At 32.9% G+C, this 11,888-nt stretch carries 11 protein-coding genes; 5 read left to right on the top strand and 6 right to left on the bottom strand.

Annotated elements, in window-relative coordinates; all coding sequences use genetic code 11:
• Positions 1-28: 28 nt before the first annotated feature.
• Entirely contained in the window at positions 29-1,186 is a 1,158-nt protein-coding gene (locus tag QTL86_RS10565; RefSeq protein ID WP_410497154.1) for an AI-2E family transporter, read from the bottom strand.
• A gap of 371 nt (positions 1,187-1,557) precedes the next feature.
• Here QTL86_RS10565 and QTL86_RS10560 point away from each other — a divergent pair, with 371 nt between their 5' ends.
• The 3 genes from QTL86_RS10560 (at position 1,558) to QTL86_RS10550 (ending at position 5,908) form a co-directional block, all read left to right on the top strand.
• Positions 1,558-2,676, top strand: a complete 1,119-nt coding sequence (locus QTL86_RS10560; RefSeq protein ID WP_127066077.1) for a glycoside hydrolase family 105 protein — start codon at positions 1,558-1,560, stop codon at positions 2,674-2,676.
• 631 nt (positions 2,677-3,307) lie between these two features.
• Positions 3,308-5,410: a diguanylate cyclase gene (locus tag QTL86_RS10555; RefSeq protein ID WP_410497153.1), complete on the top strand. Its 2,103-nt coding sequence runs from the start codon at positions 3,308-3,310 to the stop codon at positions 5,408-5,410.
• Positions 5,411-5,485: 75 nt separating this feature from the next.
• Complete coding sequence (locus QTL86_RS10550; RefSeq protein ID WP_190283553.1) at positions 5,486-5,908, top strand: DUF3783 domain-containing protein; 423 nt, start codon at positions 5,486-5,488, stop codon at positions 5,906-5,908.
• Positions 5,909-6,093: 185 nt separating this feature from the next.
• On the opposite strand, the gene QTL86_RS10545 is transcribed toward QTL86_RS10550, so the two are convergent.
• The 3 genes from QTL86_RS10545 to QTL86_RS10535 all read right to left on the bottom strand — a co-directional run bounded on the left by QTL86_RS10545 (position 6,094) and on the right by QTL86_RS10535 (position 8,198).
• Positions 6,094-6,357, bottom strand: a complete 264-nt coding sequence (locus QTL86_RS10545) for a hypothetical protein (RefSeq protein WP_127066080.1) — start codon at positions 6,355-6,357, stop codon at positions 6,094-6,096.
• Positions 6,358-6,383: 26 nt separating this feature from the next.
• Positions 6,384-7,796, bottom strand: a complete 1,413-nt coding sequence (locus tag QTL86_RS10540) for a DEAD/DEAH box helicase (RefSeq protein WP_410497152.1) — start codon at positions 7,794-7,796, stop codon at positions 6,384-6,386.
• Positions 7,797-7,859: 63 nt separating this feature from the next.
• Entirely contained in the window at positions 7,860-8,198 is a 339-nt protein-coding gene (locus QTL86_RS10535; protein ID WP_013656405.1) for a hypothetical protein, read from the bottom strand.
• A 189-nt stretch (positions 8,199-8,387) separates the two neighbouring features.
• Between QTL86_RS10535 and QTL86_RS10530 the strand changes: the two genes are divergently transcribed.
• Together QTL86_RS10530 and QTL86_RS10525 are read left to right on the top strand one after the other, a co-directional pair.
• A complete protein-coding gene (locus QTL86_RS10530) occupies positions 8,388-9,083 on the top strand; it encodes an MgtC/SapB family protein (protein ID WP_127066082.1) in 696 nt (231 codons plus the stop codon).
• A gap of 87 nt (positions 9,084-9,170) precedes the next feature.
• Positions 9,171-10,061 (top strand): S-layer homology domain-containing protein, encoded by an 891-nt coding sequence (locus QTL86_RS10525; protein ID WP_127066083.1) that lies wholly within the window; start codon positions 9,171-9,173, stop codon positions 10,059-10,061.
• 115 nt (positions 10,062-10,176) lie between these two features.
• Here the strand turns inward: QTL86_RS10525 and speB are convergent, their stop codons facing one another.
• A complete protein-coding gene (gene speB, locus QTL86_RS10520; RefSeq protein ID WP_127066084.1) occupies positions 10,177-11,034 on the bottom strand; it encodes an agmatinase in 858 nt (285 codons plus the stop codon).
• Positions 11,027-11,884, bottom strand: coding sequence for a polyamine aminopropyltransferase (gene speE, locus QTL86_RS10515; protein WP_127066085.1), 858 nt, complete (start codon positions 11,882-11,884; stop codon positions 11,027-11,029). Before speE ends, speB begins: the two co-directional genes overlap by 8 nt.
• Positions 11,885-11,888: the final 4 nt, after the last annotated feature.

The following is an 11,888-nucleotide window of genomic DNA, read 5'->3' as shown; positions in this document are numbered from 1 at the left end:
TTTTAGTTGTATATAAAAGATGAGCGTTTTAATGTGATCTTCTTGAACGTGGAGAAGTGGATTGTGGGTTAGGTGCAGAATCACTAGAGGAAGCATTTTTAGTTGTTAGACGATGACTTAAAAATTCTTCATAAAGTTTAAAGGCCACGGCACAAAGTGGAACAGCTAATAAGCAGCCTACAACACCAAAGAAACCGCCGCCAACAATAACAGCTAACAAAATCCATAAACCATCCAAGCCAGTAGAGTCTCCTACTATTTTTGGACAGATAAAATTACCATCAATTTGTTGAAGAATCGTAATAAAGATGACATACCAAATAGCTTTAGTAGGTTCTACCATTAAAATAATAAGTACACAAGGCACAGCTCCAATAAATGGCCCGATAACAGGAATAACGTTAGTTACTCCAGCTAGGAAGCCAAGAAGGATAGGATAAGGAAAACCAAACAAGCTAGAGCAAACAAAGGTAATAATACCAATAATAAGTGCATCTGTTAGTTGACCAATAATAAAGCCTCTAAAAGTTTGATCAGTTACTTCTAAGACATGTTTTAACTTAGTCTTTGTCTTATTGGTAGCAAAAGCATCTAAGGTGCGTGTGACAAGAGACATCAAAGTTTCTTTACTTGCCAAGAAGTAAACAGAGATAAATAAAGTACCCAGCAGGTTGACTAAACCAGAAGCAGTACTAGTAACAACACCAATTAAAGAAGGTAATAAACCTTTAAGGACTTCTACGAGAGACATAATTGCTTTTTGAATTTCATTCCATATAGAAGGCTCTAATTTAAGTTTAGTAACAATATCAGTTAAGTAGTTCTGTAAAGTCTGATAGTATTCAGTAGAGTTAGCCATGAATATATTAATACTTTCACCTAATTGAGGAATAAGCATAGAGAAAATAAAGCCAATGATGAAAAAGAAAATTAAGTAGGAAGCAATGAGTGACAAAGACTTCTTTAGTTTATAACGAGGATCTCTCTTATTGCTTTTAAACAGTTTAGTTAAGAAATAAGTATAAGGAATATTAAGAATATAAGCTAAAGCAAAGCCCCAAATAAAAGGTTTTGTAAGATTTAAGAGTTTGAGCATGACTCCTGAAAAAACTTCAAATCGTAATAAGAAAAAATATAAGATTAAACCATAAGTTACTAAAAAAACAGGTTTTTTAAAACGATTCATAAATACCTCCTCCATTTTGTAATCTATCTTATTCTAAGGTATTTTTGAGGTGCAAACAAGTATTTATTATTGTTTAAGCACCTCATTTTTTGCCTTGTTCGTAGATAGGTTAGATAAATTACCTTGGAGTACCAAACTTTTACTTTGTTTTGGGTTTTCCAAAGAATAATCAATTTAGCACTATTTATAAAAAAAATATTGATTTTTGTTGGTTAGTAATAAAAATTTTTATTTCCATGACAAATACATTTATTTCATGTAAAATAAAGATAATAGTGTAAACAAAATAAAGTGATAATAGATGTTTATACTAATATAAATTAATAAATATGAATAAAATTTTGAATTGAAATAGAAACGAGGAAACGACTATGGATATGCTTAGAAAGTACATCGAAGAGCTCATTGATAAGAGTACACCAGCTAGACCTATATGGAATATTGAAAAAATATTACAAGGTAAAGAGCCAACATGGAATTACATAGATGGATGCATGATTAAAGCACTTTTAGAAATGTATGCCATTACTAAAGGGGAAAAATATTTAGCTTTTGCAGATGATTTTATTAGTTATCATGTAAGAGAAGATGGTCAGATTAATCACTATGATATTCACGAGTTAAACATCGATAATGTTAATGCAGGAAAGGTGCTTTTTGAACTTTATGAGTTAACAGGTAAAGAAAAGTACAGAAAAGCTATAGATACAGTTTATGAGCAAGTTAAAATACAGCCTCGTACAAAGGAAGGTAACTTTTGGCACAAGAAAATCTACCCAAATCAAGTTTGGTTAGATGGACTTTATATGGGGCAACCTTTTTATATGGAATATGAAACAAAGTTTAATAATAAGAAAAACTATAAAGATATTTTCAACCAGTTTGCTAATGTTGAAAAAATAATGAAAGATTCTAAAACAGGCTTATATTATCATGGTTATGATTCTTCAAGAGAAGCTTCATGGTGTGATAAAGTAACCGGTCTTTCTAAAAATTTTTGGTTGCGTGCATTAGGTTGGTATGTTATGGCACTCTTAGATACTTTAGAAAAGATGGATTCAACCTATACAGAAGGTTATACACAATTAAGCAATAACTTTAAAGATATTATGGAAGCTATAATTAAATTCCAAGATGAGAGTGGTATGTGGTATCAAGTAGTAGACCAAGGTAATAGAGAAGGAAACTATCTTGAAACGAGTGGTAGTGCTATCATGGCATATGGTATTCTTAAAGGAGTAAGAATGGGCTTCTTACCAGAGAGCTATAGAGCATATGGTGAAAAGGCATTTAAAGGTATTTGTGATAAATATTTATATGAGAAAGATGGAGAGCTTTGCTTAGGAGGCATTTGTCTTGTGGCAGGATTAGGTCGTCCAGACAGTAGAGATGGTACTTTTGAATACTATATTTCAGAACCAGTTGTTGAAAATGAAGCTAAAGGTGTTGCGCCACTTTTATTAGCTTATACTGAAATTTTAAGATTATAATGATAAAAAGCTGATTTCTAGTATCTAGAAGTCAGCTTTTTAACAAGGAGACAACAAGATTTGAGATTAAGAAAAAAGTGAATGATTAAGGGTATAAAATAAGTAAACTGGCGCATAATAAGCTTGTACAGAAGATATCTCAAAGGTAATCTTACTGTATATAAGTTAGGAGATGGTACCCTTGGAGAGTGGAATGCAGTAGCAAACTAGTTAAAGAGAGTTATCACAACCTAATATTGCCTAGCTAAAACATAGTTTATTAATGCTAATTCAGGAAGCTTAAGCTAGTAGAGTCTAGCCATACTAAGAAACATCTTAGGCCGTGATCGTTTGAGTAACTACTTATTGATCATCACCATAACTTAGTCTGGGGGCTACCCAAAGTAAGCAAACTTACAAAGTTACAAGGAATGAGAATAAAGGTGAAAGATTTAAGCGAATAATTAGCTGTGAACTTTATTTTAATGAAGGCAATCAACGAGAGCTGTAAAAGGCTCTCGTTTTGTTTTGATTTAATCTGAAGTTTTTGTAGAATTATAAAGAATTATTACTAATACAACTTTCTTTTTATAGGAAAATAGTATAATATTTATAGTACTAATAGTAAATAATGTCTAATGAAGAGGTAGTTATGATAAACAAGAAGAAGCTAGAAGAGCAGCTTGATAATATAAAAAAGGATCCTACTTATATAGATGGTTTTATTGCATTAATGACAAGAAGTTGGGGGGGGGATATAGAGGATAATATTGAGGCTATTAAAGGCGCTATATCCCTTATTCATAAAGAAGAAAGTAAAAAAGCTTATATTGAGCTATTAATGCTACAAGCAAAATATTATTTTGTTTTGGGAAAGTATAGCCAGGGGATAGAGGGTTTATTAGATGGCGTTCAAATCCTACAAGAGCCTAAAAATGAGGTAGAGGAACATCAACTTATTCAACTTCAAAATATGTTGTTAGTAGGCTTTACAAAAAAAGAAGAGTTTGCACTAGCTATTGAATATGGTTTACAAGGCCTTGAGAAAGCTGAAGCCTTAGCAAGGCCTGAAATTAAAGTAAAATTATTACTAAGTATTTTAGATTTATATATTGCTATTAAAGCTTACAAAAAAGCAGAATTTATTTTACAGAATATCGTTTCCATAGACTATATTTTAATGGATACAACTAAGCTTTATATTGAGATTGCTTGGCTTAAACTTTTTTTGTGCCAAAAACAATTTGAACTAGCAGCTGAATATAGTAAGAGAGCTTATGATTTAGCCAAGAAGAATGAAGAACAGTATGCACTTGAGTTGATCCAGATTTTAAGTTTAAGAGCAAAACTTAATGTAAGTCGTGAATTATATGCACAAGCAGAAAAGGACTTTAAGGATATAAAAGAAAGAATTAAGAAAATTAGATTTAAAGAAATAGAAGAACAAAGTTTATTTGAATGGGCGAACTATGATAAAAAACAAGGAAGAATGAATGAGGCTATTCAAAAATTAAAAAAAATTATTGAAGAACAAGATGAATCACTGATTTATGTTAAAGAAAGTTATAAACTATTAAGTGAAATTTATGAAGAAACTAACGAGTGGCAAGATGCATACAGTTATCTGAAAAAATATGAAAAAAGTAAAGAGAATATATTAGATGAAAATGTACATAAATACTTTGATAAACTGAATCAAATTAATATGACTAAAGAAATTGAAAAATACAAATTACTTTATCAAGATATGCAAGTTCTTGCACAGATAGGCGTTGCTTTGACAGAACATTTAAAACCAACAGTACTCAATAATAAGATATATAAGCAGCTGAGTAAATTATTTAAGATGGATTTATTCAGTATTCTTATATTAGATCAAGAAGTACCTCGATATACTTTGTTTGATTATAAAGGTGATATTGTGAAAGAACGTAAAGAACTTATTAGAAATACAGAGTATTTAGCAGAATACTGTACCAAGGAAAGAATAGATATTTCAGTAAGTAATGGAGATTTTGAAGCATATCATATAAAAGAGATAGGTGAAGCAGAGGAGTTACAACTACAATCAGTTCTTTTTACGCCACTTATCATAAATGATAAGGCGATAGGGGCTGTTGGAATAGGAAGCTACAAGGTCAATATATTTAATAGTAATGACCTTAATTCATTACGTGTAATTGCGTCTTATTTGGCTATCACAATACAAAATACTACTTTATATCATCAAGCAGAGTATTTAGGAATGCATGACTCGCTTACCGGTCTTTTAAATAGAGGTGCTTTATTAAAGCAAGGAGAAATACTATTTAAGAAAAATCATAAACAACATAAAAGCACAGTTGTGATGATGTTAGATACAGACTATTTTAAGCAAGTAAATGACCGCTATGGTCATCAATTAGGCGATGAAGTACTAAAGAAAATAGGAGAAATCCTAAAAAAAGTGGTTAGAAAGCAAGATTATGTAGGACGATATGGCGGAGAAGAATTTTTAGTGATATTAGATGATTTATCGGAAAAAGAAGTCGTTAAGGTATGTCAAAGAATTAAAAAAGCCTTAAGTGAAAGTTGTTTTGAAACTAAAAAGGATACCAAGATTAAAGTAACTATAAGTGGAGGGTTTTATATCTGTAATGAGTATACCTTAAACTTTAGTGATGCTATTCAATTTGCAGATCATGCTTTATATCGTGCTAAATTATTAGGTAGAAATCGTATGATTAGTTATTGTTTAGGAGAGAATGAATCTTAGAAGAAAGTTGCTAAATTAAAATAAAATGTTATACTAACTGTAAGTGTATTTTTATAAAGAAAGGAAGGTATGCGTATGTCTTTTGAAAAAATGAAAACAGTTAGTGATCAAGAAGTGATTCATGAAAGAAGCTGTATGATGCTGTATTATTTTACCCCAGCAGAGCTTAAACAGATTCAAATGGTGGCTAGAATGGCAGGCGTAGGAGATCAAATTATACTTGGAATGGAGCATGGTGAATGCACTTTACAAGCTATTTTAGATAATCAGTTAACTTCTAGTACAGACGCATGTTTAAAACAAAAAGCCATTATTTTTAATAATATCTCTAGTACAAGAATAAGTGCTTTTATAGAAGGATTAAAGAAGTTTCGCATGAATAGGCCATTGATAGCAGTTGTAACTGAAACTTCTATTAAATGGACTTTAAAGGAGCTTTTGCTACATTTAAATGAAGAGCATCATGCAGTAAAGAATAATCAATTTAATGAGCATTAAAAGAAGAGACTTCTCCGTTTATTTTGCTACATTGTGCATAGGCGTGTACTACTTAGTAAAGTAGCTGAACGGTAAGAGCTTTATAGGCATAAAAACCATGTATAGCTAGGATGTTTTTAGTTATACATGGTTTTTATTTATAAAAGTTATTAGCTGTTTATTTTATTACAGCTATTTTTCATTTCCTATTCCAATAAATCTTTTAAGAGGATATCTAGGGGAATTGGTTCATTTTGTAAGCTATTAGCAGCTTCTAAAGCAGAGGTAGCAAGTAGGTCATCTAAGTTTCGGTAACCACTTCCACCATATTTTGCAATAAAATCCTCTATGGCTGCATCGAATACAGCGTTTTCTTGGGAATGCGGCTCACAAATTTCTTGTAAGGTTTCCTTAAATTCATTTTCTAGAGGTGCTAGGATGTGAGATAAATCCAGTTGTTTTTTAGCCATGTTGAGTTCCCTTGTCAATGATATGATTATTCGTAGTTTTTACCAAATTTATCTTGTGCAATAAGAGATAGTGCATCAGCTAGCGTACTTGCATGAGAAGCATGTGATGCATCCTCCTTAAAAGAGGTATTCTTTTTGTGCGATTTAAATTTAGCTTCAGGTACTGGTGTAGAAGCAGTAGAGTTTTTCTTTTTTTCGCTATTAAAGCCTTTAGGATATTTATTACGTTTTTTTGATTCGGATTTTTCTAAAAATGGTTTTTGATCGCTAGGGTCAGAAGAAGCAACAATCTCACCTGTTTTTAAATCTCTAACTTGTCCTTTAATCAGTTTAATAGGTACAATTGTAATATTGAAGTCACGTTCAAAAATACGTATGGCACCTAAGTCTTTAGACGTAGCTAAGCAAATAGAATGACCTTCTTTAAAGCCTCTTGCACTACGACCTGCACGATGTAAATACTCATGAGCGGTTAGTGGAAAATCAAAATGAATGACATGAGTAATATCTGGTACATCTAAGCCTCTGGCAGATAAATCAGAGGAAATAAGAAGTTTTACTTTACCCGACCTGAAGGCTGTTAAAGCAGCTTTACGAGCTTCTTTAGTAAGCTTACCAGAAATAGTGGCTACGGAATGTCCATGATGTTTTAGCTTTTCTACTAAGGTGGTTGTATCTGTATTTTGACTAACAAAAATAAGAGCACGCTGCGTATGAGTAGCGACTAAAAGCTTACGAAGCATATCGAATTTCTCTCGTTGTTCACTTACTAAACAAAAATGCTTAATGCGTGGGTTAAGAACAGTTTGCTCTGCAGTACGTACTGTAACAGGATGAGTCATAAAAGTTTTAACAGCCTCTATAGCAGTAGGGCTCATACTAGCTGAACATAAACAGATTTGACGGTCTTTAGGCAAAAGATAAAGCATTTTTTTAATAGTATTAGCTTGGTTTTGATCAAGTAAATGGTCTGCTTCATCTAAAATCACGGTTTGGATAGTAGAGGCAGTGATTTTTTTCTTAGTCATTAAATCTAGAATACGACCAGCAGTTCCGACAATAATTTGAGGCTTATCACGAAGTTTTTTGATTTGGTGGTCTATATTGACCTCCCCTATGATTGGACAAGATTGAATATTTAAGCTACTATTTTTGGCAAGTACAGTGATTTGTTCATGAATCTGCATAACAAGCTCATGGGTAGGAGCTAAAATAATGGCTTGCATTTCGCGTTTTGTCAAATCAATTTTTTCAAAAAGAGGGAGGACAAATGCTAAAGTTTTACCGCTTCCGGTATGTGACTCGATGATGACATCGTGGCCTTCTAGAAAAGCTGGTAAAGTAAGCTCTTGAATAGGCATAGGTGAAGTAATACCTTGGTGTTTTAGCCCTTCAATGAGAGAATGATTTATTTTCAATGCACTAAAAGTATGTGTCATAGTAATCTCCTTTGCATACGGTATTTAGGTCTATAATAGTATACACCATATGTAAATACTAGGCTAGTGAGGTGATTTGAGATTTTCAAGTTCAGTATAAATTTTATACCAACGTTCAAGGCCGTTTTCAAGGCGATAGTAATGACGAATGTAAAATAGGAGAGTAATAAGTAAAATGAGGTCAAGTAAAAACAACAGCGGCATAGGTGCGCAAAAAGTGGCAATACAACTACATAAAAATAAGAAAGCAAAAAATAAGGTAATAAGCAGGTGAATAAGACGTTCATGTTGTATAAATAAGATTTGAGTTTGATGATAAGTAGAGAGCCAGTTTAAGTTTGCAGAAGGGTCTTTTAAAGCTTCAATCATAAAAGCCTCATGTTTTTTTAAATAAGTATACATGGTTTTACCTCCTATCAATGGACATCAATTTATTCTATAAGATTAATTATAGACCTTTTAGAATCAGTATGGAATAGCACTTAAGTGTTAAGGATGCTATGACTGATGATATTTTTCGAACAAATTCATTGCATTATGCTAAAATAGTATTAAAAACATAAAGCAGCCTTGTTGAGGGGGAGAAGAGACATGCATCAAGTAATGGAATATTTAAGAGAAGTAAATACAGTATCGATTATTTTTAGATTACTACTAGCTACTTTATTTTCTGGAATCATTGGAATCGAAAGAGGTACAAAGAAAAGGCCAGCGGGTTTTAGAACACATATATTAGTGTGTATAGGCGCCACATTAGTGATGCTTACTAGTCAATACATGGTAGATGTGTTAAAAATACAAACAGATGCTACAAGATTAGGTGCTCAGGTTATTAGTGGGATTGGTTTCTTGGGAGCAGGGACTATTATTGTAATAGGGCGTAATCAAGTAAAGGGACTTACAACTGCAGCAGGTCTGTGGGCCTGCGCATGTATGGGGCTTGCTATTGGCGTAGGTTTTTATGAAGGTGCAATTATTAGTTGTATTTTTTTATATGGTGTTATGATTGGACTTCATCGTTTAGATGAATATGTTCAAATGCATTCAAAAGTGATGGAGATCTATTTAGAGTTAGATAATATGAGTGCATTAAGTCATTTTATAGAATATGTAAAAGCTCAAGGAACTAAGGTTTCTGATTTGGAAATACAGCGCATTAAGCAAGATGGAGATCAGATTGTAGGTGCTATGATGACTTTAGTATTATGTGATAATTGTGATCATACTCAATATATTTTTGAACTTCATCATTTAGATGGCATTCGTGCGATTCAAGAAATTAGTTAGTAGAAAAAGATGAATAATTTACTAAAGAATTTGCCATACTAGGCTCTAAAAGAAACATTATTTTAATGCAACAAAAGGAGCCTTACTATGGAACAAAAACCTAAGAATCTCATTGCATTATTCGTTATATGCTTGATTTTGATTCCAACTTTAATTTATGGTGGAACGACAAAGGTAAGTAAGGGGCAGGTAGCTACAGTGAATGCACCAATACTTAAGCGTATAGTAGTTTCACCAAAAGCAATTCAAGTGCCTGTAGGCACTAGCGAGAAGGACTTTAAAGATATGCTTGAAGTTAAGGCGTACTATAAGGATATAGCTGAGCCTAAATTGATTAAAGATTTTATGACTAACTTTGCTACTATTAAGCCGCAAAAGGGAAGTAAAACCGTAGTTATCAAGTATACTGAAAATGGATGTACCAAAAGTACTAAAATCTGTGTGACCTTCTGTAAGCCGCCAATAGATGAAAGTACGCAAACTGCCATTAATTTTCCTTATATCAGTGGTTATCCAGATGAGACGTTTAGGCCAGATCAAGCCGTGACAAGAGCAGAGCTTGCCACAATGATTGCTAGACTATTAACTAAAAATGATATTCCAGCTCAGCAAAATCAGTTTAAAGATGTGCCTGAACTTAAATTTAGTACAGATGGGATTAATTATGTAACTAAACTAGGCTTGATGAAGCCATATGCAGATGGAACCTTTAGACCAACAGAACCTGTAACCTTAACAGAAGCAAGGGAGATTATGCCACGTTTAGCTGCGTATTTGAAAACAACCAATGTAGATGTACCAGCAGGAACAGGAGATTTAACACGGACACAAGCAGTTGTACTTCTTAATAAACTATTTGATATTGAGTGTGATACTAAAAATAAAACGAGTGGCTTTTCAGACGTAACACCATCAACACCGTACTATAAAGATATTCTCTGTGCTACACAACAGAGAGCAACACCTAGAAGTCATTAATAGTTAGTCATATTTAATAGGCTTATAATGAGTACTATAGGGATATCTCTATAAATATAAAAATAATAAACAGGATGTGTTGACATCCTGTTTATTATTTTTATATTCAAATTGATTAACAGTTAGCTAAAAGTAAAGCAATTTCTCTAATTACTTTGCAAGCTACAGCAGTAGAAACACCACTTGCATCATAATGAGGTGCTAGTTCTACTACATCGGCACCAATAAGGTATGCTTCTTTAAGGATAATAAAGACTTCTAAAAGTTCTTTCATAGTGATTCCACCTGGTTCTGGTGTACCTGTTCCAGAAAAAATAGAAGGGTCTAATACATCTAAGTCTAGGGTAAAGTAGATAGGCTTTCCTTTTAAGCTTTGCATCGTTTCTTTTAAAGTGACAGTATCAAAAGGATGCAAATAAGTATGTGTTTTAGCCCATTCGAATTCTTGTTTCATACCAGAACGAATACCGAACTGAAAAATACGATGATCCCCTAAAATATCCCACGCACGTCTTAAAACAGTAGCATGGGAAAGTTTTTCTCCTAAATAATCATCTCTTAAATCTGTATGTGCATCTAAATGAATAATATGTAAATCAGGATAATGATGTGCAAGAGTTTCAATAACAGGTAAGCTGACTAAATGTTCGCCACCAATCATAAGGGGTTTTTTACCATGTGAAACGATTTCTGCTGCCACAGCTTTGATAGCTGCTAGAGCTTTAGGGGGATTACCAAAAGGTACATCCACATCTCCTATATCACTAATTAAGAAGTCTTCTAAATCTAAATCTAAATAGGGAGAATAGGTTTCAAGGCCGTAAGAATCCGGTCTAATAGCGGTAGGTGCAAAGCGTGTACCAGGTCTATAGCTAGTAGTACCATCAAAAGGTGCACCAAATAAAACCACCTTTCCTTCTTCAAAAGGCTTATCACAGCCAATAAATTGTTGATTTGTATAAGTATTAAACATTTTCAAGTCCTTCCTTTACATAGGTAGGGAGCATAAAAGCTCCTTGGTGCAATTTTGTATTATAGTATTTGGTATAAAGCCCAAGAGATTCCCATTTATCACTTTTTAAATCTTTTATAGGATCATATTTCTTAGAAGCAAAGCCAAAGAGCCAATGACCTGAAGGATAGGTAGGCATATGAAATTGATAGACTTTTGCGATAGGAAAGCTAGCTTTGATCTTAGCGTGAGAACGCTTCATTTCGTAGGCATCACTTTCATAATAAGGGCTTTCATGTTGATTAATTAAAATACCTACATTACTTAATAGACGTTCACAATGATGATAAAAATCATAAGTAAATAGTCCTTCACCAGGACCAATAGGATCTGTAGAATCTACTAAGATTAAGTCATAGCTATTATTTTTAGCAGTTTGAACAAAATCTAATCCATCTTGAAAGTGAAGAATAAGTCTATTATCATGATCAAAAGGCGCAGCTGTTAGAGGTAAGTATTGTTGACAAAGCCTTACCACGCGTTCATCAATTTCAACCAAATCCACTTTTTTAATTGTTTTATATCGTAAAATTTCCCTAGCTGTACCACCATCGCCTCCACCAATAATAAGTACACGCTTTACTTCTGGATTAACAGCCATAGCTACATGAGTAATCATTTCGTGATAAATAAACTCATCTTTTTCTGTAACCATCATAAAGCCATCTAAGGTGAAAAAGCGTCCAAAGGTTTTACTATCAAAGAAGTCAATTTGTTGAAAAGGGGTTTTTTCAGAATAGAGGTGCTGGGTGACCTTCACTGAGAATTTCACATCTTCCTCATATTTTTCGCTATACCATAAATCCTGCATAAGA

The organism is Cellulosilyticum sp. ST5, assembly GCF_046529625.1.
GTDB lineage: Bacteria > Bacillota > Clostridia > Lachnospirales > Cellulosilyticaceae > Cellulosilyticum > Cellulosilyticum lentocellum.
The sequence above is the reverse complement of the archived record's forward strand: the minus strand, read 5'-3'. Positions and strand labels throughout refer to the sequence as shown.

What these genes read in the sequence shown, in the direction of transcription:
- QTL86_RS10565 (WP_410497154.1), bottom strand. Translation starts at nt 1,186, where the DNA reads ATGAATCGTTTTAAAAAACCTGTTTTTTTAGTAACTTATGGTTTAATC.
- QTL86_RS10560 (WP_127066077.1), top strand. Translation starts at nt 1,558, where the DNA reads ATGGATATGCTTAGAAAGTACATCGAAGAGCTCATTGATAAGAGTACA.
- QTL86_RS10555 (WP_410497153.1), top strand. Translation starts at nt 3,308, where the DNA reads ATGATAAACAAGAAGAAGCTAGAAGAGCAGCTTGATAATATAAAAAAG.
- QTL86_RS10550 (WP_190283553.1), top strand. Translation starts at nt 5,486, where the DNA reads ATGTCTTTTGAAAAAATGAAAACAGTTAGTGATCAAGAAGTGATTCAT.
- QTL86_RS10545 (WP_127066080.1), bottom strand. Translation starts at nt 6,357, where the DNA reads ATGGCTAAAAAACAACTGGATTTATCTCACATCCTAGCACCTCTAGAA.
- QTL86_RS10540 (WP_410497152.1), bottom strand. Translation starts at nt 7,796, where the DNA reads ATGACACATACTTTTAGTGCATTGAAAATAAATCATTCTCTCATTGAA.
- QTL86_RS10535 (WP_013656405.1), bottom strand. Translation starts at nt 8,198, where the DNA reads ATGTATACTTATTTAAAAAAACATGAGGCTTTTATGATTGAAGCTTTA.
- QTL86_RS10530 (WP_127066082.1), top strand. Translation starts at nt 8,388, where the DNA reads ATGCATCAAGTAATGGAATATTTAAGAGAAGTAAATACAGTATCGATT.
- QTL86_RS10525 (WP_127066083.1), top strand. Translation starts at nt 9,171, where the DNA reads ATGGAACAAAAACCTAAGAATCTCATTGCATTATTCGTTATATGCTTG.
- speB (WP_127066084.1), bottom strand. Translation starts at nt 11,034, where the DNA reads ATGTTTAATACTTATACAAATCAACAATTTATTGGCTGTGATAAGCCT.
- speE (WP_127066085.1), bottom strand. Translation starts at nt 11,884, where the DNA reads ATGCAGGATTTATGGTATAGCGAAAAATATGAGGAAGATGTGAAATTC.